At 70.8% G+C, this 23,399-nt stretch carries 21 protein-coding genes and 1 pseudogene; 12 read left to right on the plus strand and 10 right to left on the minus strand.

The features are described from left to right. Positions 1–21 precede the first annotated feature (21 nt). From ACFHWY_RS24195 to ACFHWY_RS24220, 6 genes are all read right to left on the minus strand, one after another. A complete protein-coding gene (locus ACFHWY_RS24195) occupies positions 22–1,068 on the minus strand; it encodes a LacI family DNA-binding transcriptional regulator (protein ID WP_416582545.1) in 1,047 nt (348 codons plus the stop codon). 81 nt (positions 1,069–1,149) lie between these two features. Beyond that, positions 1,150–2,583 (minus strand): GH1 family beta-glucosidase, encoded by a 1,434-nt coding sequence (locus ACFHWY_RS24200; RefSeq protein WP_416582546.1) that lies wholly within the window; start codon positions 2,581–2,583, stop codon positions 1,150–1,152. After that, the gene (locus tag ACFHWY_RS24205) at positions 2,580–3,422 is read right to left on the minus strand and encodes a carbohydrate ABC transporter permease (RefSeq protein WP_416582547.1); all 843 of its coding nucleotides are present in this window, start codon (positions 3,420–3,422) and stop codon (positions 2,580–2,582) included. The genes ACFHWY_RS24200 and ACFHWY_RS24205 overlap by 4 nt, the downstream gene beginning before the upstream one ends. Before the next feature lie 10 nt (positions 3,423–3,432). Beyond that, entirely contained in the window at positions 3,433–4,398 is a 966-nt protein-coding gene (locus tag ACFHWY_RS24210) for a carbohydrate ABC transporter permease (protein ID WP_416582548.1), read from the minus strand. Positions 4,399–4,508: 110 nt separating this feature from the next. After that, entirely contained in the window at positions 4,509–5,798 is a 1,290-nt protein-coding gene (locus ACFHWY_RS24215) for an ABC transporter substrate-binding protein (RefSeq protein ID WP_416582549.1), read from the minus strand. A 258-nt stretch (positions 5,799–6,056) separates the two neighbouring features. Further along, positions 6,057–6,602, minus strand: coding sequence for a plasmid pRiA4b ORF-3 family protein (locus tag ACFHWY_RS24220; RefSeq protein WP_416582550.1), 546 nt, complete (start codon positions 6,600–6,602; stop codon positions 6,057–6,059). A 153-nt stretch (positions 6,603–6,755) separates the two neighbouring features. Here ACFHWY_RS24220 and ACFHWY_RS24225 point away from each other — a divergent pair, with 153 nt between their 5' ends. From ACFHWY_RS24225 to ACFHWY_RS24270, 10 genes are all read left to right on the plus strand, one after another. After that, positions 6,756–7,502, plus strand: a complete 747-nt coding sequence (locus tag ACFHWY_RS24225) for a pyrimidine reductase family protein (RefSeq protein ID WP_416582551.1) — start codon at positions 6,756–6,758, stop codon at positions 7,500–7,502. A gap of 272 nt (positions 7,503–7,774) precedes the next feature. After that, on the plus strand, positions 7,775–9,526 hold the full coding sequence (locus ACFHWY_RS24230) for an ATP-binding protein (RefSeq protein ID WP_416582552.1): 1,752 nt from the start codon (positions 7,775–7,777) through the stop codon (positions 9,524–9,526). An 11-nt stretch (positions 9,527–9,537) separates the two neighbouring features. Further along, entirely contained in the window at positions 9,538–10,686 is a 1,149-nt protein-coding gene (locus ACFHWY_RS24235) for an exonuclease SbcCD subunit D (RefSeq protein WP_416582553.1), read from the plus strand. Next, positions 10,686–13,160: an AAA family ATPase gene (locus tag ACFHWY_RS24240; protein ID WP_416582554.1), complete on the plus strand. Its 2,475-nt coding sequence runs from the start codon at positions 10,686–10,688 to the stop codon at positions 13,158–13,160. Before ACFHWY_RS24235 ends, ACFHWY_RS24240 begins: the two co-directional genes overlap by 1 nt. 50 nt (positions 13,161–13,210) lie before the next feature. Further along, complete coding sequence (locus ACFHWY_RS24245) at positions 13,211–14,179, plus strand: hypothetical protein (RefSeq protein ID WP_416582565.1); 969 nt, start codon at positions 13,211–13,213, stop codon at positions 14,177–14,179. After that, a complete protein-coding gene (locus ACFHWY_RS24250; protein WP_416582555.1) occupies positions 14,179–15,036 on the plus strand; it encodes a spermidine synthase in 858 nt (285 codons plus the stop codon). The genes ACFHWY_RS24245 and ACFHWY_RS24250 overlap by 1 nt, the downstream gene beginning before the upstream one ends. Positions 15,037–15,119: 83 nt before the next feature. After that, positions 15,120–15,812 carry a sigma-70 family RNA polymerase sigma factor gene (locus ACFHWY_RS24255; protein ID WP_416582556.1) on the plus strand — a complete coding sequence of 231 codons (693 nt, stop codon included), beginning with the start codon at positions 15,120–15,122 and terminating at the stop codon, positions 15,810–15,812. Further along, complete coding sequence (locus ACFHWY_RS24260) at positions 15,809–16,591, plus strand: anti-sigma factor family protein (protein WP_416582557.1); 783 nt, start codon at positions 15,809–15,811, stop codon at positions 16,589–16,591. The genes ACFHWY_RS24255 and ACFHWY_RS24260 overlap by 4 nt, the downstream gene beginning before the upstream one ends. 197 nt (positions 16,592–16,788) lie before the next feature. Continuing rightward, positions 16,789–17,448, plus strand: a complete 660-nt coding sequence (locus ACFHWY_RS24265) for a hypothetical protein (protein WP_416582558.1) — start codon at positions 16,789–16,791, stop codon at positions 17,446–17,448. Between the two features lie 114 nt (positions 17,449–17,562). Beyond that, a complete protein-coding gene (locus tag ACFHWY_RS24270) occupies positions 17,563–18,480 on the plus strand; it encodes a DNA-3-methyladenine glycosylase family protein (RefSeq protein ID WP_416582559.1) in 918 nt (305 codons plus the stop codon). Positions 18,481–18,497: 17 nt separating this feature from the next. On the opposite strand, the gene ACFHWY_RS24275 is transcribed toward ACFHWY_RS24270, so the two are convergent. Next, entirely contained in the window at positions 18,498–18,710 is a 213-nt protein-coding gene (locus tag ACFHWY_RS24275) for a hypothetical protein (RefSeq protein WP_416582566.1), read from the minus strand. Positions 18,711–18,846: 136 nt separating this feature from the next. Here ACFHWY_RS24275 and ACFHWY_RS24280 point away from each other — a divergent pair, with 136 nt between their 5' ends. Continuing rightward, the gene (locus tag ACFHWY_RS24280) at positions 18,847–19,947 is read left to right on the plus strand and encodes an ATP-dependent DNA ligase (protein WP_416582560.1); all 1,101 of its coding nucleotides are present in this window, start codon (positions 18,847–18,849) and stop codon (positions 19,945–19,947) included. 33 nt (positions 19,948–19,980) lie between these two features. Continuing rightward, positions 19,981–21,546 carry an alpha/beta hydrolase gene (locus ACFHWY_RS24285; protein WP_416582561.1) on the plus strand — a complete coding sequence of 522 codons (1,566 nt, stop codon included), beginning with the start codon at positions 19,981–19,983 and terminating at the stop codon, positions 21,544–21,546. A gap of 255 nt (positions 21,547–21,801) precedes the next feature. On the opposite strand, the pseudogene ACFHWY_RS24290 reads toward ACFHWY_RS24285, so the two are convergent. From ACFHWY_RS24290 to ACFHWY_RS24300, 3 genes and pseudogenes are all read right to left on the minus strand, one after another. Next, a pseudogene (locus ACFHWY_RS24290) lies at positions 21,802–22,041 on the minus strand (winged helix-turn-helix transcriptional regulator); the annotation flags it as partial. Positions 22,042–22,324: 283 nt separating this feature from the next. Next, positions 22,325–22,972: a hypothetical protein gene (locus tag ACFHWY_RS24295; protein ID WP_416582562.1), complete on the minus strand. Its 648-nt coding sequence runs from the start codon at positions 22,970–22,972 to the stop codon at positions 22,325–22,327. Further along, positions 22,972–23,226, minus strand: a complete 255-nt coding sequence (locus ACFHWY_RS24300) for a hypothetical protein (protein WP_416582563.1) — start codon at positions 23,224–23,226, stop codon at positions 22,972–22,974. Before ACFHWY_RS24300 ends, ACFHWY_RS24295 begins: the two co-directional genes overlap by 1 nt. Between the last annotated feature and the right edge of the window lie 173 nt (positions 23,227–23,399).

Below are 23,399 nucleotides of genomic sequence, written 5' to 3' on the forward strand. Positions count from 1 at the left end.
AGCCAAGGACCGGCCTACGGATCAGGCGGAGGCGCGTTCGACGAGCTGGGTGTCCAGGACGACGTGGGGGGCGGGAATCTCGTCGCCACGGATCCGGGCCACCAGGAGCCGCGCCATCTGCCGGCCCATGTCGTCCACGGGCTGGAACACCGAGGTCAACGGCGGGTCGGCGCGCCGGGCGATGGGTGCGTCGTCGAAACCGATCACGGCGACGTCCTCCGGCACCCGCCGGCCGGCCTCACGCAGGGAGCGCAGCGCGCCGAAGGCCATCAGGTCGGCGGCGACAAAGACCGCGTCCAGGTCGGGGCAGCGGTCCAGCAACTGACGCATGGCCGTCGTCCCGCTCTCCTCGCTGAAGTCGCCGTACGCGATCAGATCCGGGTTGATGCCGAAGCCTGCGGTGCGTACGGCGTCCCGGTACCCGGACAGCCGAGCGAGGCCGGCGCCCATGTCCTGCGGTCCGGCGATGGTGGCGATACGCCGCCGGCCCCGGTCGGTGAGGTACTCCACGGCCTGCCGTGCCCCACCGGCGTTGTCCACGTCGACGAACGAGGCCGGTTGGGCGTCGGGGTGCAGCATCCGCGCCGGCCGGCCGCCGAGCACGGTGGGCAGGCCGCGCTCCTCCAGCAGGGTGGGCAGCGGATCGGCGTCGTGCAGCGAGAGCAGCAGAACGCCGTCGACGTGCTGGTTGGTCAGGTGGTGCTCGACCCGCTCCCGTTCCAGCGGGGACTGCGCCATGGCCAGCCAGAGTTGCAACGGCGTCTCCAGCAGCACCGAGCTGATGCCCCGCACGATGCCGGCGAAGAACGGCTCGGCGAAGAGCCGCTCACCGGACTCGCTGACCACCAGCGCCACCGAGTCGGTCCGCTGGGTGACCAGCGCCCTGGCCGCCCGGTTCGGCACGTACCCCAGCTCCGCGATGGCCTGTTGGACGGCGGCGCGGGCCTCAGGACTTACCTGGGGAGAGCCGTTGACCACACGGGAGACCGTGCCGCGGCCGACACCGGCGCGGGCCGCGACCGCGTCCAGGGTCGGGCGCCCGAGCGACCGGGTGCGCTGCGTTGTCATCGTCTACTCCTCCGACGTCAGGCGGCTCCGGCACCTGGTACAGCGTCGGTGCCGGGCCGCCCGTTACTGGCTGCTCATCCCCTATTGTGCGGCCAGACCGTTACGTCGGATCACCTCCGCGTACCACCTGGCACTGGACTTGGGGATGCGGGTCTGGCTGTCGTAGTCGATGTAGATCATGCCGAACCGCTTGGTGTAGCCCCAGGCCCACTCGAAATTATCCATCAGCGACCAGGCGAAGTATCCCCGCAGGGGGACACCAGCGCTGATCGCCTCGTGGCAGGCGCGCAGGTGAGCGTCAAAGTAGGCTAGCCGGTCGGCGTCGTCGACCCGCCCGTCGACCACCGCGTCGACGAACGCCGAGCCGTTCTCGGTCACGTAGAGCGGCAGCTCGGTGTACTCCTCGTGCACCCGACGCAGCGTCTCCACCAGGCCCGGGGCGTCGATCTCCCAGTCCATGTCCGTCACCGGGACGCCCCGGGTGACGAATCGGACGTCCTCGCTGCCCGGCCAGCAGGACGGGGCCCGCCAGTAGCGCTCCGCCGGCTCGCCGGACACCGGCGCGGCCACCACGTGGCGGCTGTAGTAGTTCACGCCCACCACGTCCATCGGCGTGGCGATGGTCGCGAGGTCACCGTCACGCACGTGCCCGAAGTCGGTCACCTTGGCCAGGTCGGCGACCAGGTCGGCTGGGTACGACCCGCGCAGCATCGGATTCAGGAAGAACCGGTTGGCCAGTCCGTCGATGCGGCGGGCCGCGTCGACGTCGCCGGGCGAGTCGGTGGCCGGGGTCACCGGGTAGAGATTGACGGTCACGCCGAGCTGCGCGGTCGGCATGGCAGTACGCAGCGCCTGCACGGCGAGGCCGTGCCCGAGCATCAGGTGGTGCCCGGCGCGGACCGCGTCGGCTCCGTCGGACCGACCGGGAGCGTGCACCCCGGAGCCGTACCCGAGGAAGGCCGAGCACCACGGCTCGTTGAGCGTCGTCCAGTACTTCACCCGGTCACCCAACGCGTCCGCCATCAGCTGGGCGTAGTCGGCGAACCGGGCAGCGGTGTCCCGGGCCGGCCAGCCGCCGGCGTCCTCCAACTCCTGGGGCAGGTCCCAGTGGTAGAGGGTGAGCCAGGGTTCGATCCCGTTGGCCAGCAGCTCGTCGACGAGCCGCCGGTAGAAGTCGAGCCCCTCGGCGTTCACCGGACCCGACCCGCCCGGCTGCACCCGCGGCCAGGAGACCGAGAACCGGTACGACTTCAACCCCATTTCGGTCATCAGCCGCACGTCGTCGCCGAGCCGATGGTAGTGGTCGCAGGCGACGTCGCCGGTGTGCCCGGCGACCGTCCGGCCCTCGGTGTGGCTGAAGGTGTCCCAGATCGACGGGGTACGGCCGCCCTCGGCCGCCGCGCCCTCGATCTGGTACGCGGCGGTCGCCGCACCCCAGAGGAAACCGGGCGGGAAGGTCAACGGCGCGCGTTCGTCGAGGACGCCCACGACGGGTGGGGTGGCGGGGTTGCTCACGACTTGACTGCACCTTCCATGATCCCGCCGATGATTTGGCGGCCGAACAGAATGAAGACGAGCACCAGCGGAATGGTGCCGATCGCCGTGGCGGCGAAGACCTGGGAGTAGTCGGTGTAGTACGCGTACGACAGGAAGGAGAGCGACACCTGCAGGGTCGGGTTCTCCGGGGTGAGGATCGCGTACGGCCAGAGGAACGAGTTCCAGGTCTCCATGAAGGTCAGTAGGCCCAGCACGCCGGCAGCCGGCCGCAACGCGGGCAGCACGATGTTCCAGTAGATCCGGAAGGTGCTCGCGCCGTCGACCCGGCCCGCCTCAATCAGCTCGTCGGAGATCGCCTGGCTGGCGTACTGCCGCATGAAGAACACCCCGAAGGCGCTGACCAGGAACGGCACGGTCACCGCGTAGAGGGTGTCGTACCACCCGAGGTCCTGCATCATGCTCCAGAGCGGGATGATGCCCATCTGGGTCGGGATCATCATGGTGACGACGATCCCCAGCAACAGGATGTTGCTGCCGCGGAACCTGAGCTTCGCGAAGGCGAACCCGGCCAGCGATCCGGTGATCACCACCGACACGGTGACCACCGAGGAGACGATGATCGAGTTCATCAAACCGGTCAGGAAATTGGCCGCGTCGTTGTCGAGCACCCGGCCGAAGTTGTCGCTGAACGCTCCGCCGGGGGTGAGCGGCGGCGGCACGTCGTTGATCGAGTCCAGGCTGCGGGTACCGATCACCACCATGTAGTAGAACGGGTAGATCGACAGCAGGACCGCCAGGACGAGCGCGATGTAGGTCAGTGGACTGGTGCGCCACAGGCGCTGGGAAGCCGAGATCATCGATCTCTCCTCACTTGGCCGTGCGGCGGACTAGTAGGAAGTTGAGCAACGAGAGCAGCACAATGATCATGAAGATCGCCCAGGCGACGGCAGCGCCGTAGCCAGCGGTGTTCAAGTTCTCGATGCCCATCTCGTACATGTACATGGCCAGCGTCTGGAACTCCCGCTGGTTGCCACCGATGATGTTGCCGTTGGCGAAGAGCAGCGGCTCGGTGAAGAGCTGCATGCCGCCGATGGTGGAGAGGATCACCACGAAGAGCAGGGTGGGCTTGAGCATGGGGACCGTGATCCGCCAGAACTGCCGCCACTGACCGGCACCGTCGATCGCCGCCGCCTCGTACAGATCCTTCGGGATGGCCTGCATGCCGGCGAGCAGGATCAGCGTGTTGTAACCGATCCACCGCCAGTTGACCATGGAGGCGATCGCCGTCCAGGAGCTCCACCGCTGCCCGTCCCAGTCGACCTGGTCGACCCCGACCAAGCCGAGCAGCCAGTTGAACAGGCCGAACTCGCGCTGGTACAGCATGCCGAAGACGATCGCGACCGCGGCCACCGAGACCACGTTCGGCATGAAGATGGCCATCCGGAAGAAAGTCTTGGCGCGCAGGAAGGTGCGGTTGAGCAGGTTCGCCAGGAAGAGCGCCAGCAGCAGTTGCGGGATGGTCGACAGGGCGAAGATGCCGAAGGTGTTGACCAGCGCGTTCCAGAAGTAGTCGTCCGAGAAGAGCCGGGTGTAGTTGTCGATTCCGATGAACGAGTGGTCGCCGATCATGTCCCAGTCGTGTAGCGACATCCAGGCGGTGCGCAGCATCGGGTACAGCCCGAACGCGCCGAAGATCAGGAAGAACGGCGCGATGTACAGGTACGGCGAGTACTTCAGGTCCAGGCGGTTCAGGCGGAGACCCCGGCGGGGCCGGGACCCGGCATCGGGGGGTGGTGCTGGTGACGGCGGCGCCGTCGTGGCCGACAGGCTCATGCGAAATTCCTTTCCCGGCGAGGCCCGGGGGCCCTCGCGCGGGTGCTACACGGAGGGGGACCGACCGGTGGCGTCCGGGTCGACCCCGAACGCCACCGGTTGCGAATCACTCAGAAAGCACCCTGAGTTTTTGCGTCCTTCGCGAACTGCGTCCAGGCCGCGTCCTTACTGGCCTGCCCGTTCTCGAACGCCCGCAGTGCGGGCTCGAACGCGTTCTCCTTGACCGCCTGGTGCTTCGGGCCCAGGTGAACCGGCTCGATCTTGGCGACGCTCTCGCCGAAGATCTTGCCAGTCGGCGCGCCGCTGAAGTACTCGTTGGTGTAGCTGAGGAACGCCTCGTTCTTCAGCGCCTCCAGGTTGGTGGGCAGCGGGCCCGAGAGCTTGAAGGCCTCCACCTGGCTGGTGGCGTTGGTCAGGAACTCGGCGAGCTTCGCCGCCTCGGTCGGGTACTTGCTCTGTGCCGGCACGGCCAGCCACGAGCCACCCCAGTTGCCGGCACCGCCCGGCACGGCCGCCACGTCCCACTTGGCCTTGTTGGCCTCGCCGGAGTTCTCCTCGACGATGCCGAGCATCCAGGAGGGGCAGAAGGTGGCCGCGAAGGTGCCCTGCTTGAAACCGCCCGACCACTCCGGGGACCAGGTGGCCGCCTTGGCGGAAATGTCCGTCATCGAGGTCGCGGTCTCCCACGCGGCCTTCACCGCCGGGCTGGTGTCCGCGATGACGTTGTCTTCCTTGTCGTAGAACAGGTCGCTGCCCTGCTGGAACAGCACCGCGTTCGACACGGCGGTGATCGAGTCGATCAGCGCCTTGCCGCCGCTGCCCTGCTTGTAGGTCAGACCGGCCTGGTGGAAGCCGTTCCAGTCCGGCCAGAGCGCCGAGACCGCGTCCCGCTCGGTGGGCAGGCCGGCCGCCGCGAACAGATCCTTGCGGTAGCAGACGGCGAGGCTGCCGACGTCGGTCGGCAGGCCGATCAGCCGACCGTCCGGCGCCTTGCCCAGCTCCCACTTCCAGGGCAGGTACTCCGCGGAGTGGTCGGCGACCAGCGGGGTGAGGTCGGCCCAGTTGCGCGCGTTGGGCTTGAACTCGTTGAGGATGCCCTCTTCCAGCGCGGTCACGTCGGCCGCGCCCTTGCCGGTGGCCAGGTAGCGAACCAGCTTGGGCCGGTACTCGCTGAGCTGGGCGGTCTTGCGCAGCTCGACCTTGATGCCGGTCTGCTGCTCGTACTGCTTGACGAGCTCGTCGTAGCCCATCTCGCCAAACGTGTCGACGACCAGCTTGGCGGGCTTCTCGCCCTCGGCCGGCGCGTCGTCGTTGTTACCGCAGGCCGCGAGACCGCTGACGGCGGTGATCGCAGCCAGGGCGGTCGCCGCCATGCGGGTACGCCGCGTGGTGAGGCTCATCCTGACCCCTCTTTCGATGGTGAGGCTTGGTTTACGTGTGTGGTGGGGGGTGCCGCAGCGCCTGCCTGCACCGACTTCGTCGGCCGGTGTCGGCGCCCAAGCTGGGCGGAATTGTGATCCACGCCTCCTGGGAACGCTCCCATGAGATTGCCGGCACGTGTCAGGAGTGTCAATAGGCCGCTGGGAGCGTTCCCAGATCGTTACCGCAGGAATGGTTTGAATTGCGGCAGCAGTGCCAGTGGCACTGCTACCGCAGCGTCAGCAGAAACGGCGTAGGAGCGTGCTGACCCGGCCGGCGTCGAACGCCGCCGGGTCGAAGCCGGCACCCGCCCAGTCGCGCATCGGTCGGTGCTCCGGGTGGTCCGGATCGGCCAGCCCGGCAAGGAACACGTGATATCCGGTGGGCCCGCCCACGTCCTCCGGCGGACCCGCCCGTTCCCCGGCGACGCAGCTCGGGTAGCGCTCGTCCGCCTCCGCGGTGAGGATGTCCTCCACCAGCAGGTCGTGCTCCCACCAGTCGCCGAAGTCGTAGGTGTAGTGCAGCCGGCCGCCCTTGCCGACCACCGCCTCCAGCCGGACGTCCAGCTCGTCGAACACCGGCAGGTCGCCGTCTGGATCAGGCTCGCCGTACTGCACGTCGTCGACCTCGAACGAGTGCAGGTGACAGTCCCGCCAACCCATCGCGTGCTGCACCACCCGGTGCAGGCGGTCCAGGGTGTAGCCGCCGGGCACCAGCACCCGACGCCAGATCGCGGGACGAACACCGGACAGGGAGATCCTCAACTGGAAGATCTGACGTGACATGGGGCGTCCCATCCCTCCCTCGGCATAGGCTGCGAGCATGATCTGCCGAGCGTGCCGGGCGCGGCGGCACCACGACTGCCCGGGCCGGAACTGGTGCGACTGCCAGCACCGTACCCCCCGACCGACTCCTCCGGTCACCGGTCCGGCCAACGAATGAGCGTCGGAATTCCGATCTCGGAACTCTGGCCGAGCCCGTCACCGGAGCCGCTCGACGACGACACACTCACCGCCCGCTACGGCCGCGCAAACCTGCCGCACCTCCGGACGAACTTCGTGACCAGCATCGACGGCGCGGTCAGCGTCGACGGCTACTCCGCCGGGCTGTCCGGTCAGCCCGACAAGCGGGTCTTCGGGCTGCTACGGATGCTCTGCGACGCGCTGCTGGTGGCGGCCGGCACGCTACGTCACGAGGGCTACCGGGCGCTCCGCCTCGACGGGCGGCGCCGGGACTGGCGGCGCACACACGGGCTGGCCGACTACCCGACCCTGGTGGTCGTCTCCGGCACCGCGAACCTCGACCCGGCCCAGGCCGCCTTCGCCGACGCGCCGGTCCGCCCGGTGGTACTCACCCGCTCTGGGGCGTCCGCACCGCCCGGCCTGTCCGAGGTGGCCGACCTGGTGCGGTGCGGCGACGACCGGGTCGACCTGACCGCCGGCCTCACCGAGCTGCGCCGACGTGGGTACGGCCAGGTGCTCTGCGAGGGTGGTCCGCAACTGTTCGGCGCGCTCACCGCCGCCGATCTGGTCGACGAAGTGTGTCTCTCGGTCGCCCCGCTGCTCGTCGGCGCCGGCCCCGGCCGGATCACCACCGGCGAGCCGAGCCCGGCCCACGCGCTGCCGCTGCGTCACGTGTTGCACGCCGGTGACGGCACCCTGCTGCTGCGCTACGCCCGACCCTGAACCGGTCACCTCACCACATGGCCAGGCTGACCTGCCGGCATCCGGTGGGTGAGCCGGAGACCACGGCACGCACCGTCACGACCCGGTCGCCGCACGCCGTCGACGTGCTGGCACAACGTGCGCTGCGCCGCGTCGCATGGCGGCCTGTCGTACTCCTCCGGCAGGATGCAGTGCGTGTGTGCCGACCTCGACGACCAGCCGAGCGGAGCTGCCGATGACCGCCGAGGGGCCCGATGACCGCCGAGGGGCCCGATGACCAAACGAGGGATCCGATGAATGACGAGGGACCCAACGGCCCCGGCGAGGGGGTGGGCCGGGTGCTGGGCACCGCCGACGCCACTCCCCTGCAGTTCTGGACGGCGGTCTCCCCCGGCAGCTACCTCCAGCTCGACGACGTGGTGGTGACCCGGCGTGAGGTGCCCGACCGGGAACCGGTCACCATCGCCGGGGTGGTCACCCAGGTCCGGGCCCGGCACGAGGGCGCGCAGTTCGACTCCGATGTCTTCGCCATCGCCGACGGCACGCTGCCGGCACAGGTACAGGAGGCCGCCGAGATCACCACGACCCGGGTCGACCCGGAGATCTACGTGCCGCCGCAGCCCGGCGCGGTCGTGCACCGGGCGGAGGGCGACGCCCGCGCCCGGGCGCTACACTTCGACCGGATGGAGCGGCGGATCCCGATGGGCACCGGCCGCGACGGGGTGCCGGTCTACCTGAACGCCGACTTCCTCGACGGCACCCGGGGCGCCCACGTGTCCATCTCCGGCATCTCCGGGGTGGCCACCAAGACCAGCTTCGCCACCTTCCTCCTCTACTCGGTGTTCCGCTCCGGACAGCTCGGCGGCGACGCGGTCAACGCCAAGGCGCTGATCTTCAACGTCAAGGGCGAGGATCTCCTCTTCCTCGACCATCCGAACGCCCGGCTGGACGACCCGACGCGAGCGGCGTACGCCCGGCTCGGGCTGGTCGCCGACGCCTTCCCCGACGTCCGGGTCTACGCCCCGCCGCGCGTCGGCGACGCCTCCGGCACGCCGGACGTGAGCAGCCGGCTGACCGGCGTGGACAGCTTCTACTGGACGCTCGCCGAGTTCTGCGCCAACGGCCTGCTGCCGTACGTCTTCGCCGACGCCGACGACGAGCGACAGCAGTACACGATGGTGGTCCACTCGGTCGCCGCCCACCTGGCCCGGCACGCCCAGCCGGCCGACGGCGGGATCAGCATCGACGGGGTGCGGCTCGGCAGCTACGCCGACCTGGTCGACCACATCGTGGAGCAGCTCAGCGACGACGAGACCCGCAGCGGCTGGGCCGGCAGCGCAGTCGGCCTGGGCACGGTCAACGCCTTCGCCCGCCGGCTGATCGGCAGTAAGAAGGACCTGTCCCGGTTGATCCGCGGCGACCTGGCCACGCGCCGACCGCACTCGATCAACACCTCGGAGTCCGCCCAGGTCACCGTCGTCGACCTGCACAACCTGCCGGACCGCGCGCAACGCTTCGTGGTCGGTGTGACGCTCAAGAGCGAGTTCGAGCGCAAGGAGAAGGCCGGCACCGCCAAGCCGCTGCTGTTCGTGGTGCTCGACGAACTGAACAAGTACGCACCCCGGGAAGGCTCCTCGCCGATCAAGGAGGTGCTGCTCGACATCGCCGAGCGGGGCCGCTCGCTCGGGGTGATCCTGGTCGGCGCGCAGCAGACCGCCAGCGAGGTGGAGCGGCGCATCGTCACCAACTCGGCGATCCGGGTGGTAGGCCGGCTCGACCCGGCCGAGGCGTCCCGCCCGGAGTACGGCTTCCTCCCCCCGGCGCAGCGACAGCGGGCGCTGCTGGCCAAGCCGGGCACCATGTTCGTCAACCAACCCGACATCCCGGTACCGCTCTGCCTGGAGTTTCCGTTTCCGGCCTGGGCGACCCGGGTCTCCGAGGCCGGTGCCGCGCCGTCGCAGACCCTGCGTTCGATCACCCAGTCCGCCGACCCGTTCGTGGTGGTCGGGTCCGGCGGCGGCGCCGACGACGACATCCCGTTCTAGGAGGGCTTCCCTTGAAGATCCTGCACACCTCGGACTGGCACGTGGGCAAGGTCCTCAAGGGGCAGTCGCGGGCCGAGGAGCACAAGCAGGTGCTGGCCGGGGTCATCGAGATCGCCCAGCGGGAGCGGCCCGACCTGGTCGTCATCGCCGGTGACCTCTACGACACCGCCGCGCCGACCCCGGAGGCGACCCGCCTGGTCACCCGGGCGCTGACCGCGCTGCGGCGGACCGGCGCGGACGTGGTGGCGATCGGCGGCAACCACGACAACGGCCCGGCGCTGGACGCGTTGCGGCCGTGGGCGGAGGCCGCCGGCATCACCCTGCGCGGCGGCGTCCGGGAGGACCCGGCCGAGCACGTCGTCGACGGCAGCACCGCCGGTGGGGAGCGCTGGCGGCTGGCCGCGCTGCCGTTCCTGTCCCAGCGGTACGCCGTCCGCGCGGTGGAGATGTACGAGCTGACCGCCGCCGAGTCCACCCAGACGTACGCCGACCACCTGGGCCGCGTCCTCACCCGGCTGACCGAGGGATTCACCGAACCCGAGCGGGTGCACCTCGTCACCGCCCACCTGACCGTGGTGGGTGCGGCCACCGGCGGCGGCGAACGGGACGCGCACACCATCATGGGTTACGCGGTGCCGTCCTCGGTCTTCCCGGGCACCGCACACTACGTGGCGCTCGGCCACCTGCACCGCGCCCAGCGGGTGCCGGGGCCGTGCCCGATCCGCTACAGCGGCGCTCCCCTCGCGGTGGACTTCGGCGAGCAGGAGAACGTTACGTCGGTGACCCTGGTCGAGGTCACCGCGACCACGGCGGCACGGATCCGGGAGGAGCCGGTGACCGCCGCGGCGGCGCTGCACACGGTACGCGGCACCCTGGCCCAGCTCGCCGAGATCACCGCGCCGCAGGGCTGGCTGCGGGTGTACGTACGCGAGCAGCCCCGGGCCGGGCTGCGCGAGGAGGTGCAGCAGCTGTTCCCCCGCGCGCTGGAGATCCGGATCGACCCGGAGCTGGTGCCCGCGCCGGGCAGCGGCACCCGGGTCGCCCAACGATCGGGCCGTTCGCCCCGGCAGCTGTTCGCCGACTACCTGGGCAGCCGGGGTCACGCCGACGAGGGCGTCCAGGAACTCTTCGACGAGCTGGTCGAGGAGGTCGATCACTGATGCGACCGATGCGGCTGGACATGGCCGGTTTCACCGTCTTCCGCGAGGAGACCACCGTCGACTTCACCGACGCCGACTTCTTCGCGCTGGTGGGGCCGACCGGTTCGGGCAAGTCGACGGTGCTCGACGCGATCTGCTTCGCCCTCTACGGCACCGTGCCCCGCTGGGGTGGCGCGCGCGGGCTGGGTAACGCGCTTGCCCCGTCGGTGACCGAGGCACGGGTCAGGCTGGTCTTCGAATCCGGCGGTGCCCGTTACGTCGCCACCCGGGTGGTACGCCGGGACAGCCGGGGCAACGCCAAGACGGCCGGGGCCGGTTTGCAGCTGATGCCGGACGGCTTCGACGCCACCAAGCTCGACACCGGGCTGAGCCCGGAGGATCTCGGCGAGGTGGTCGCCGGCACCCCGGGCGAGATGGACGCCGCGGTGCTGGAGGCGGTCGGCCTGCCGTACGAGCAGTTCACCAGCTGTGTGGTGCTGCCGCAGGGGCAGTTCGCCGATTTCCTGCACGCCCGGCCGGCGACCCGGCAGCAGATCCTGGTGAACCTGCTGGGCCTCGGCGTCTACGAGCGGGTGCAGCAGCGGGCCACCGCCCGGGCCGGGCAGGCCGACGCGAAGCTGGAGGCCGTCGACCAGCTGCTCGCCGGCCTCGCCGACGTCGACGACGCCACCCTGGAGCGGGCCAGCGACCAGCTCGAACGGATGGTGGCCCTGGCGGAGGCGGTGGCCGTCGCCGTGCCGGAGCTGGAGGCGGCGCACAGCACGGCGCGGGAGGCGGGCGCGGCGCTGGCCACGCTCGACGCAGAGCTGGCCGCGCTCGGTGAGGTGCGCGCCCCGGCCGGAGTGGCCGAGGTGGCCCGGGCGGTCGCCGACGCGCGGGCCGAAGCCGACGCGGCGGCCGGCGCGGTGTCGCTGGCCGAGGAGCGGGAGGAGAAGCTGCGCGGCGAGCTGGCCGCGGCCGGCGACGAGAGCGCGCTGCGGATGCTGCTGCGGGCGTACGCCGACCGGGAGAAGCTGGCCGGTCAGGGCGACGCGGTACGGGCCGCGATGGAGACGGCCGGCGTCGAGCACGAGGCGGCGGTGCGGGCGCTGATCGGGGCGCGGACGGCGGCGGAGCGGGCCGAGCAGGAGCTGGCCGCCGCGTTCCAGGCCCACGAGGAGGCGAAGGCCACCGACCAGGCGGCCACGCTGCGGGCGCACCTGGCGGCCGGGGATACCTGCCCGGTCTGCGAACAGACCGTCCTCCTGGTGCCGCCGATGCCGGCCGGTTCGGCGGTGGCGCGGGCGGTGGCGGCCGGCAAGGCCGCCCGGACGTCGAGCGAGGTCGCCAGGCGGGTGGTGACCGAACGCGACACGGCCGCCCGCGAACTGGACCGGGTACTCCTGCGTGCCCGCGCTGAACACGACGGAATCACCGGCCGGCTGGCAGAGCTGGACGAGCGGCTCGCCGGCGCGGTCACCGCCGAGGCGCTGCGGGCCACGCTGGCCGAGCAGGCCCGGCTGCGGCAGGGGTTGGACGAGGCGACCGCGGCGGTCCGCGCAGGCCGGGACGCCGCGCGGCGGGCTAGGGGCACGGTGGACGCGGCGCAGGAGCGACTGCGGGCGGCGTGGCGACGCTTCGACAGCACCCGCGACGCGGTGGCCCGCTTCGGGCCGCCGGCCGCCGACCGGGATGACGTGGCCGCCGCCTGGTCCACGTTGGCCGGCTGGGCCGTGAGGCAGGCGGATCGTCGCCGGGCGGAGCGGGCCGGGCTGGCTACGACGGTGGCCGACGCGCAGGCGACGGCCGCAACGGTGACGACCCGTATAGCCGGCATCTTCGTCGGCGCCGACCTTCCCGTCCCCGACGAACCGGTCCGCGCCGTCACCGTGGCCGTCGAGCGGGCCGAAGCCGACCGGCGGCGGCTGGTCGAGCGTCGCGAGCAGGCCGCCGAGCTACGCGAGCAGCGGGTCGAGCACGAACGCCGGGCGCAGGTGGCCCGGGCGCTCGCGGGGCACCTGCGGGCCAACAACTTCGAGCGGTGGCTGCTGGCCGAGGCGCTGGACCTGCTGGTCGACGGCGCCTCGGGGATCCTGCGGGAACTCTCCGCCGGCCAGTACGACCTGGTCCACGACAAGGGCGAGTTCTTCGTCGTCGACCATCACGACGCCGGTCTGCGGCGCGGGGTGCGGACACTCTCCGGCGGCGAGACGTTCCAGGCGTCGCTGGCGTTGGCGCTGGCGCTCTCCGAGCAGCTGGCCGGCATGTCCACCACCTCAGCCAGCCTGGAGTCGATCGTGCTGGACGAGGGCTTCGGCACACTCGACGCGGCCACCCTCGACACGGTCGCCGCCACCCTGGAGAACCTGGCAGCCCGAGGCGACCGGATGGTCGGCGTGGTCACCCATGTGCCGGCGTTGGCCGAACGCATCCCGGTGCGCTTCGAGGTACGCAAGGACGCCCGCTCGGCCCGCATCGAACGGACGGGCCGGTGAGCGGAAGCAACGCAGCGGAGCACCGCGGTCGCGAACAGGGGACCATTCCGGTGAGCCGGTTCTTCGTCGACGCGTGGGATCCGGCCTACGGGGCGTCGTTCGAGGCGTCGCCGGGCGGTCCGGCCACGCCGAGCAGCGCGCAGGTGGAGGCGGAGCACGAGCTTCCGGTGGTGGACTGGCAGGCGATCGGGCTGCGTCCGGGCGTACGGGCACCCGACGTGGTGCTGTTGGTCGACGGGGTACGCCGGATCGACGCCAGCGTCTGGACAGCCGAGGAGGACGGCAGTTCGTTTCCCGGCCTGGCCGCCTCGTACGCCGCCGGGGTGGTTCGCTGTGACCTGGAGCGTGGCGTCGCGCAGCTGGCCGGCGCCACCGTCCGGCGCGGGCTGTTCACCGCCAGCCCGGCGGCGACGGACGTGGTGGCCGGCAATGTCCGCTACCTGGTGCACCGGGTCAGCGGCAGTGGTGAGCTGGCCAAGCTGCCGGCCGCGGTGCAGGGGCCGTTGACCGCCCTGGAGGTGGAGGTGTCGGCCGCCGCCCGTGCCGACGGTGACCTGCTGGTGGTGGACGGGCCGCTGCGCAACCGGCGGCAGTTGCCCCGCACCCTGGGCTACATCAAGACCCAACACAGCCAGTACCTCGACGCCCGGCTCACCGCCGTGGTCACCGGCCTCCCGGCGGGCCACCGCTCACCGGTGTTCCGGCTGGGTACCGCCTGGGGTGGCTGGTCGTGGTACCTCCGGTTGCCGGTGGCGCCAGGGGCGCCCTGGGCGGGCATCGTCCGGCTGGAGTGCTCGGCCGATCTGGAGATCGTCGACGCGGTGCGGCTGGCGGATTTGTCGCTGGTCACCCTGCCGCGGTTCGCCTCCACCCCGTACAAGGATCCCAGGGCCCCGCAGAACCTGGTTCCGATCGCCGGGCTGGAACGCCAGTTGCGGTCCCGGCTGGGGGACGCCAGACTGCTGCACCGTGCGCTGACCGCCGCGGCGCGCAGCGCCGCCGCCCGGGCCGGCCGCTGATGGGCCGGCGGCGGACCGGCGACCGGATCGTCGAGCCGGTCGACACGGGCCTCGCCGAGCTGGTACCCGACCCGGACCGGGCCGGTTCGTGGACGCTGCTGCTCGACGGCGCACCGCAGTCGCATGTGGATCTGACCGACCCGACCCACCTGGAGTTCGAGTACGTCCGCCGGCTGGCCGCCGCGATCGACCTGGTCGCGCCCGCCGGTGTGCCGCTGCGGGTGCTGCATCTCGGCGGCGGCGCGCTGACCCTGCCCCGCTACGTGGCCGCCACCCGTCCGGGCTGCTACCAGCGGGTGTGCGAGCTGGACGGGGCGTTGGTCGAGCTGGTCCGGCGGGCACTGCCGTGGCGGGCCGACCTGCGGCTCAAGGTACGGGTGGACGATGCGCGGGCAGTGCTGGCCGCCTCGCGGGACGCCAGCTACGACGTGGTGGTCGCCGACGTCTTCGCCGGCGCCCGCACACCGGCCCGGCTGACCTCTGTGGAGTACGCCGCCGAGGTGACCCGGGTGCTGCGTCCGGCGGGCTGGTACCTGGCCAACATCGCCGACGGCCCGCCGCTGCGTCACGCCCGCGGACAGGTCGCCACCGTGCGGTCGGTGCTGCCCCGGGCCTGCCTGGTCTCCGACGCCGCGGTGCTACGCGGCCGGCGCTACGGCAACCTTGTGTTGCTCGCCGGCCGCCAGGAGCCGCCGGTTGCGGCGTTGTCCCGCCGCGCCGCCGGTGACTGGTTTCCGGGCCGGGTGCTCGCTGGCGCGGAGCTGGACCGGTTCACCGGGGGGGCCGCCGTGGTGCACGACGACGAAGCCGTCGACTCGACGCCGCCTCCGCCGGGGATTTTTTCCGTCCGGCGTTGATCTGTTCGGCGGGTCGGTCCGTACCAGTCAGCAGCCATGCCCGTGGGGGGACGGCTTCTGTCCATGGACACCCGGAGGTCTGCATGCATGCACTGGCGGTCGGTTGGCAGAGCGACCGGGTGCGGGAGGGCTGGATGTCCGCCCGGTCCCAGTCACGGCCGACCACGTCCCCCCGTGGGGTCGACTCCCGCGCGGCGTCTCGCCAGAATAGCCCGGTGACGCCGCGACCCACCCCTGGCCGCCACCAGGCTTCGACCACCGAGGCTGCCCACTCCGACCAGTTGGTACGCACGCTCTACGCCGAACACGCCGGTCCACTGCTGATGTTCGTCATGCGGCTGACCGCCGGCGACCGGCAGCGGGCCGAGGACATCGTCCAGGAAACGCTGCTGCGTGCCTGGAAGAACGCCCACCGGCTGGGCGCACAGGGGCAGGGGTCGCTGCGGCCGTGGCTGGTGACGGTGGCCCGACGGATCGCCATCGACGAGCACCGCAGCGAACAGGCCCGCCCGGCCGAGACGTACGACCGGGATCTGACGGCGTTCGCCGAAGCGGACAGCACCGACCGGGTGCTGCGCTCGATGACGGTGGCGGACGCGCTACGAACGTTGACCCAGTCCCACCGGGAGATCCTGGTGGCGACCTACTTCCGGGGCCGGACGGTGCCGGAGGCGGCCGAGGAGCTCGGCCTGCCGTTGGGCACCGCGAAGTCGCGGGTTTACTACGCGCTGCGCGCGCTGCGCACAGCTCTGCAGGAGAGGGGGGTGACGGAATGAGCCGGGTTGACCACATGGACGTCGCCGCGTACGCGCTCGGCGTACTGGACGACCAGGACATGGAGCGGTTCGAGGAACACCTCGCGACCTGCTGGGCCTGTGCCGCCGAGTTGGAGACGATGGTGCCGGTGGTCGGGCTGCTCTCCGACATCGACGAGGAGTCGATCACGGCGCTGGAGCAGACCCACACCAACCCGGTCCTGTTGGACCGGACACTTGTGGCGTTGCGTGGGCACCGCCGGCGGGCACGGTTCCGGCAGGTCCTCGCGACCGCGGCGGCCGTGGTCGTCTTCGGCGGGCTGACCGGTGTCGGCTTCGCCAGCCTGAGCGACAGCGGCAACCGGCCGGGTATCCAGGCCGGACCGGAGACCAGCGCGCCGCTCGACCCGCCGGTCATCCGCCCCGGCGACCCGGGTGACCCGGGCCTGGGCGGCAACCAGCAGGATGGTGAGCAGGTCAACGTCACCGACTCGACCACCGGGGTGCAGGCGACGTTCTTCCTCATCTCGAAGGACTTCGGCACCAGGATGGACTTCACCCTCAGCCGACTGCCGGGTGCGCGCACCTGCCGTCTGGTGGTGGTGCGCAAGAACGCCGAGACGGAGGTCCTCTCCACCTGGCTGGTTCCGGAGGGCGGGTACGGCACCAACGCCAACTCACAGCCGCTGGAGTTGTCGGCGGCCACGCAGACGAAGCTGGACGACATCAAGCACTTCGAGGTCCAGGAAGTGGACGCCAGGGGTGCCACCGACACCCTGCTGACCGTCCCCACCGCCTGACCCTTCGCACGTGAAGGCCCGCCTCGCCCGAGACGGGCCTTCAGCCGTGCCTGGCCGCAGGGGCGCGATCCGGACTCCACGATCAGAGGCCCCAGGCGGTTCAATGCCAACCAGTGACGTTCGCCACCGTTTTGAATTCAACCCTTGACAGCACCGCTCCCGTACTTATCGGTGACTATCAAGCATGAGGAGGGCACGTGGCACAGATGAAGCGGACCGTCATCGCCGTGAGCGCCATGGTCGCACTTACGGCCTGCGCTCCCGCGGGCTACGGACCTGACTCCGGTGCGGCCGAGCCGGTCGCCGTGGCCGCGGCCGAGCCCACCGTGACCGCCGACCCGGAGGCCAGCGCGGAGCCGGGTGCCTCGGCGTCACCGGGCGCGGAGGCCGAGATCGACGTTCCCCTGCCCGACGGGGCCGAGCTGACCGAGAGTCTGACCGGCAAGGAGTTCCCGCGGATGGGCAGCGCGGTCGTCAACCAGGACGGGTTCATCCTGTACCGATTCGACCGCGACACCAACGACCCGCCGTCGTCCAACTGCGAAGACGAGTGCGCGGAGGTGTGGCCGCCGGCGCTGACCGACGGCGACCCGGCCCTCAAGGGCGTCTCCGACGACGCGGTGGGCACCATCACCCGCGAGGATGGCACCCGCCAGATCACCCTCGACGGATGGCCGCTCTACACCTACATCGGTGACAAGAAGCCAGGCGCGTGGAAGGGCCAGGGCGTCGGCGGCACCTGGTTCGTGGTCAACCCCGACGGCAGCAAGAACCTGGAGTGCCTGCCCAAGGGCACCCCGAAGGCCGTCGCACCGCCGTCGAAGTCCGAGTCGAGCGACTCCGACTCCGACTACTGATCCGTCGGCACACCGATGGCCGGTCGCCGCCCGCGAGGGCCGCGACCGGCCATCGCCGTCGCCCCCCCGTCGGGTACCCCGCATCGCGTCGGCCGCGCGTGGCAGAGTGACGCCGTGACCAGGACCGAACCGGACGCGGGCCGGGCCCTGCGACCGCCGTCCGCCTACCACCTGGCCGCGTCGGTGCGACCGCTCACGTTCAGCCCGTACGACCCCTGTGCACGGATCGCCGCGGGCACCTTCTGGTGGGCGACCCGCACCCCGGACGGGCCGGCCACCCTCGCCCTGCGGACGGCGGGCGGCGACCTGGTCGCCGAGGGGTACGGCCCGGGCGCCGGGTGGGTGGTCGAGCGGGCCGACTCGGTGGCCGGGCTCCGCGACGACCTCACCGGGTTCGCGGATCTCGCGGCGACGCACCCCGTGGTGGCCCGGCTGTCGGCGGCGCACCAGGGGTTGCGGTTGCCGGCCACCGGGCTGCTCTTTTCCCGGGTGCTGCGGGCGGTCCTGGAGCAGAAGGTCACCGGCAAGGAGGCCTACCGGGGGTACGCGGCGACCGTCCGCCACTTCGCCGAGCCGGCACCCGGGCCGGTGCGGCTGCTGCTGCCGCCGGACCCGGCGGCGGTGGCCGCCGCCGGGTACTGGGTCTTCCACCCGTTCGGGATCGAGCAGCGCCGGGCCGAGACGCTGCGCCGGGCCGCCCGGATGGCCGACCGGCTTCAGCGGTGCGCCGACCCCGCCGAGGCCACCCGGGTGCTGCGCGCGATCCCGGGCGTGGGGCCGTGGACCGCAGCCGAGGTGGTCCGCGTCGCGTACGGCGACCCGGACGCGGTCAGCGTCGGCGACTTCCACGTACCGAACACGGTCGCCTGGGCCCTGGCCGGCGAGCCACGCGGCGACGACGCCCGGATGCTGACGCTGCTGGCGCCGTTCCGGGGGCACCGGGGCCGGGTCTGCCGGCTGCTGGAGGCCGCCGGCGTGCAGGCGCCGAAGTTCGGCCCCCGCGCCCCGATCCGCTCGTTCGCCCACTTCTGAGCACCGGCCGTCCGTATTCAGGCGGCCTCGCGCAGGTCGGCCAGGCTCACCGGGGTACGCCGCAGCAGCAGCTCTGCCAGCTCGGTCACCGAGCCGACCTCGCCGAGCACGTCCTTGCCACCGCCGAAGCGACCGGGATAGCGGTGCACCAGCCGGTAGACGTACCGGCCGGCGATCAGCTCGACGCTGACCCGCCACCGCCCGCAGCACCCGCACACCAACTCCGGCACCCCGCGAAAGTAGCTCTGCGCTGCGGTTCGCTGATTCGCCCGGGCGGGACGTGCCGGATGTCGGACGGACATGCCGCCCACCGAAGGGCGGTGATCTGCCTCACCGCTGTCGGTGCCGTCTGGTTGACTGGTCGCCGTGGACCTGCCGATCAACCCGCCGTTGGAGCCGATGCTCGCCCGCAGCGTCGCGTCGCTTCCCACCGGTCCGGGCATGACCTACGAGCCCAAGTGGGACGGCTTTCGCTGCATCGTGTTCCGCGACGGTGACGAGGTGGAGCTGGCCAGCCGGGGCGGCAAGATGATGACCCGCTACTTTCCCGAGGTGGTGGAGCAGGCCCGCCGGCAGCTGCCGCCGCGCTGCGTGGTCGACGGCGAGCTGATCGTGATCCGCCGCGACGGCCCGGACGGTCAGCCCCGGCTCAACTTCGAGCTGCTCGCCCAGCGCATCCACCCGGCCGCCTCGCGGGTGAAGCTGCTCGCCGAGACCACCGCCGCCGACTTCGTCGCCTTCGACCTGCTCGCGCTCGACGGCGAGAGCCTGCTCGACGCGCCGTACCCGACCCGCCGCGCCCGGCTGGAGGAGGCGTTGGCGCAGGTGCGCCCGCCCGTGCACGTCACCCAGATCACCACCGACGCCGACACCGCACGCCGCTGGTTCGACGTCTTCGAGGGCGCCGGGCTGGACGGGCTGATCGCCAAGCCCGCCGACCTGCCGTACGAGCCGGGCAAACGGCTCATGTCCAAGGTCAAGCACGCCCGCACCGCCGACGTGGTGGTGGCCGGCTTCCGCTGGCACAAGTCCGGCCCGGTGGTCGGCTCGCTGCTGCTCGGGCTGCACGACGACACCGGGGTGCTGCATCACGTGGGGGTGAGCGCCTCGTTCACCATGACCCGCCGGGCCGAACTGCTGGAGGAGCTGGCCCCCTACCGCGACACCGGCACGGAGCACCCGTGGGTGCACGGCGACCACGAGCGGGGCCAGCGCATCCCCGGCGGGGTGAGCCGGTGGACCGGCACGAAGAACCTGGAGTGGGAGCCGCTGCGCCCACAGCTGGTTGTCGAGGTGGCGTACGACGCGATGGAGGGCGACCGGTTCCGGCACACGGCGCGGTTCGTCCGCTGGCGGCCCGACCGGGACCCGCTGTCCTGCCGATACGATCAACTTGACCGGCCGGTCCGGTTCGACGTGGACCAGGTCCTGCGAGGCGACCCGGCGGTCCCGGCCGGGCCCGCGTAGCGTGGCCGTCGACCTGATCACGGAGGCTCGTTCGTGACCCGTACTTCCGACCGGATCCGCCGTTTCCGGCTCACCGTGGCCGGCCTGGCCGCCGCCACTGTAGTCGCCGCCGGCTGCACGCTACCGGCGTTCGCGCCGCGCGCCGACACCGAGGTCGAGGCCGCGGCGCCGGGCACGGGCGCGACCTGGCGACCCTGCCCGGAGGTACCCGACGAGGTGGTCGGTCGGAGCGCGCCGGATATCCGGTACGAGTGCGCCCGCGTCCAGGTCCCCCGGGACTGGGCCGGCGGCGCCGGCGCGGGCGAGACCTTCGAGATCGCGCTGCTGCGCGCCCGCTCCACCAAGCAGCGCGACCGGATCGGCTCCCTCCTGGTCAACCCGGGCGGGCCCGGCGGTTCGGGGGTCGACACCGCGGTCTACCTGTCCTTCGGCGAGCAGTTCGGCGGCCTGCCCGACAGCATCATGGAACGCTTCGACATCGTCGGCTTCGACCCACGCGGGGTGGCCCGGTCCAGCCCCGTCGAGTGCATCCCCGATGCCGACCTCGACGCCGCCTTCGGCTACGACCCCGACCCGGAGAGCCAGCAGTCGTTCGACGACTTCGTGGCGCTCAACCGGCGGATCGGCCAGGGCTGCGGCGACAGGTACGGCGACCAGCTGCCGCTGTACGGCACCGAACAGGCCGCCCGCGACATGGACGCGATCCGTGCGGCCGTCGGTGACGAGAAGCTGACCTACCTCGGCTACTCCTACGGCACCCTGCTCGGCGCCACCTACGCCCAACTGTTTCCGCAGCGGGTACGCGCGCTGGTGCTCGACGGCGCGGTCGACCCCCGCCAGGGGCTGATCGCCGGTTCGGAGAGCCAGGCCAGGGGCTTCGAGCGGGCCTTCGACAACTTCACCCGGTGGTGCGCAACCAACCCGGCCCGCTGCCCGGTCGCGCCGGACGCCCGGGCGGCGGTGACCTCCGCCATCGACAAGGCCAACGCCTCCCCGGTCCGCTCCGCCGACGGCCGCGAGGCCACCGCCGGCTGGGTCTTCTACGCGATCGTCTCCTCGCTCTATTCCGAACCCGGCTGGCAGCAGCTCGCCCAGGCCATCGACCGGCTCAACGAGGGCAACCCCGACGACGTGTTCCGCCTCGCCGACAACTACACCGGCCGCGACGAGAACGGCCGCTACAGCAACCTCTTCGACGCCAATCTGGCCGTCAACTGCGCCGACGAGGACGAGCGGCCCGACCTGGCGCGGATCCGCCAACTCCAGTCCCAGTGGCGCGGGCAGTATCCGCTCTTCGGCGCACCGCTCGCCGCCGGCCTGGTCTCCTGCACCGAATGGCCGGGCGGCAGCGACCCCTACCCCACCGGCAGCGCCGACGGTGCTCCGCCGATCCTGGTCGTCGGCACCACCGGCGACCCCGCCACGCCGTACGAGCAGACCCCGGCCCTGGCCGACATGCTCGGCGTCGGCCGGGTGCTCACCTGGGAGGGCGAGGGCCACACCGCCTACCCGCAGACCGCCTGCATCACCGAGGCCGTCGACGCCTACCTCGTCGACCTGACCGTCCCCGCCGAAGGCAAGCGCTGCCCGGCGCGCTGACCTAGTCGGTGCCGGCTCGCCAGGCTGCTGACGGTCGCGTCGTCGGCGGCACCGGGCTGGGCCTCCAGCAGCCGGTCGACGGCGGCCAGGTGGTAATTCGCGTACCGGTGGGTTGGTCTGGCGGGCGTCGTAGAGGCGCAGGGTGGTCGGCGGCAGGTCGTCGGGCACCGGCGGTGCCATGGTGCGCATGGCGAGGACGGTGGCGTCGGGGGTCATGCCGCCGCTGGTGCGAGGATCCCGGCCGGACGAGTACCACCGGCCCAGCGACGCGAGCACCGTCTCCAGCCCACGGCCCCACTCGGTGACGACGTACGCGCGGGTGCGCGCCAGGTCGGGCAGGGTCACCTGCTCGACGATGCCGGCCTGCCGCAGGGATCTGAGCCGGTCACTGAGGACCGCCGGGGTGATGCCACGTACGGCTTCCTGTAGGTCGGCGAAGCGTTTGGGGCCGAGAAGCAGTTCGCGGACGACGATGAGCGTCCACCGGTCGCCCACCAGGTCGAGGGCGTTGGCGGCCCGGCAGGCGTCACCGTGGTGCGCGTAGGTCAACTTGGCAGGCAATCAGTCTTTACTTTCTCCACGAGAGCACAAGCTATGTTTAAGATAGCGGAATGCGGATTGCGGACACAGCCGCTAGAGGCGTGTGACGGCAACCGTGACGGCAACCCAGGCGGACCGCTACGGCCAACGACACCACTTCATTACCCACAGTAGTGAGATTCTCATTCTCGCCCGCGGCGCATGAGTCACCGCGGGAAGGGATTTTTTTCCCAGCGATTTAGACAGACTTCGTGATCTCATAAGGTGGATCAGTCGAGGGGCCATAGTTGGCGGTCAGCGCAGCAGCGTAGCCATCTGGTGCAGCGCGACCTTTGAAAGTCCATGGAAAATACGAAGCCAATGCATCGGACACTTCCAGGAATGGACCAAACTGGGTACGCCATTCGCTTCGGGTAGAGGAATCCGGGAAGCCGCGAAAAACCGCAACTTCGGATTCCCTTTCGCCCCAGCAGCCCCATCCTCCAGAAGCTCCAGTAACAGCGACGACGTTCGCCGTGATTGCCATCGACGAATAGGTATCGCCGGGCGGCTCATAACCGATCGCCGCCCAGTAGTCGTCCACGCCGGCTTCGACAGAAAGCGAGATTGCCGAATAAATCCGATACTTCGAGTAATAGTATGCATCACAATCGGGTTCCAGAACAAGCAGCTCGACCCACTGGTCGCCATGCCAGCGCGCCATCGCGCAGAAGGTCGGCCAGAAATCCGGGGCTAGGATTGCATCAAACTCACAGAAGAGGGAATCGCTCGCGTCCTTCTTGAAGACCTGGTTAGGAAACCTGGCATCAAGGTGGAAGACCGCAGCCGCATGCGAACGAACCGATATGTAGCCGTTGCGATCGACGATCGAACTAGTCTCCGACATCAGTCCTCCCCCAGCCTGATCTTGAGATCAGCCTTCTTGGACCCGGACTTGAAGAACTCGGCCGTCCATCCATCGTGAGTCTTTGCATGATCACGAAGCTGATATCTTGCCCCCGCCTTCTCATACACGGTGCCCCAATCCTTGTCCGCACGGCTCCAACCGTTTGCCTCAAGGTTTCGCCCGAATTCATTGGGGCCGACATCAGTAAGCCTATTCGGCATGCGGGCACCGGGCCTCGTGACGTCCTCATACATCGAGGCAGTTCGACAACCATTCGTGTTGTGCACGAGCACCGGCGTGTTGCCGGCGAGCACATAGTACGTGTGGGATTTTCACCCCGTCACGCAGTGTGACTTACGTGTTCACGGCGTTTCACCTGGCCTTTCGCGTGTGACATCAACTCGCCGCATCGAAATCTATCGGTGTT

This window comes from Micromonospora sp. LOL_024, assembly GCF_048060415.1.
In the GTDB taxonomy this organism is placed as follows: domain Bacteria; phylum Actinomycetota; class Actinomycetes; order Mycobacteriales; family Micromonosporaceae; genus Micromonospora.

Bases quoted from the DNA above. Each gene is read 5' to 3' on its own strand.
- ACFHWY_RS24210 (WP_416582548.1), bottom strand. From the start codon at position 4,398: ATGAGCCTGTCGGCCACGACGGCGCCGCCGTCACCAGCACCACCCCCC.
- ACFHWY_RS24215 (WP_416582549.1), bottom strand. From the start codon at position 5,798: ATGAGCCTCACCACGCGGCGTACCCGCATGGCGGCGACCGCCCTGGCT.
- ACFHWY_RS24260 (WP_416582557.1), top strand. From the start codon at position 15,809: ATGAGCCGGGTTGACCACATGGACGTCGCCGCGTACGCGCTCGGCGTA.
- ACFHWY_RS24205 (WP_416582547.1), bottom strand. From the start codon at position 3,422: ATGATCTCGGCTTCCCAGCGCCTGTGGCGCACCAGTCCACTGACCTAC.
- ACFHWY_RS24300 (WP_416582563.1), bottom strand. From the start codon at position 23,226: ATGTATGAGGACGTCACGAGGCCCGGTGCCCGCATGCCGAATAGGCTT.
- ACFHWY_RS24250 (WP_416582555.1), top strand. From the start codon at position 14,179: ATGGGCCGGCGGCGGACCGGCGACCGGATCGTCGAGCCGGTCGACACG.
- ACFHWY_RS24195 (WP_416582545.1), bottom strand. From the start codon at position 1,068: ATGACAACGCAGCGCACCCGGTCGCTCGGGCGCCCGACCCTGGACGCG.
- ACFHWY_RS24225 (WP_416582551.1), top strand. From the start codon at position 6,756: ATGAGCGTCGGAATTCCGATCTCGGAACTCTGGCCGAGCCCGTCACCG.
- ACFHWY_RS24220 (WP_416582550.1), bottom strand. From the start codon at position 6,602: ATGTCACGTCAGATCTTCCAGTTGAGGATCTCCCTGTCCGGTGTTCGT.
- ACFHWY_RS24240 (WP_416582554.1), top strand. From the start codon at position 10,686: ATGCGACCGATGCGGCTGGACATGGCCGGTTTCACCGTCTTCCGCGAG.
- ACFHWY_RS24230 (WP_416582552.1), top strand. From the start codon at position 7,775: ATGAATGACGAGGGACCCAACGGCCCCGGCGAGGGGGTGGGCCGGGTG.
- ACFHWY_RS24255 (WP_416582556.1), top strand. From the start codon at position 15,120: ATGCATGCACTGGCGGTCGGTTGGCAGAGCGACCGGGTGCGGGAGGGC.
- ACFHWY_RS24295 (WP_416582562.1), bottom strand. From the start codon at position 22,972: ATGTCGGAGACTAGTTCGATCGTCGATCGCAACGGCTACATATCGGTT.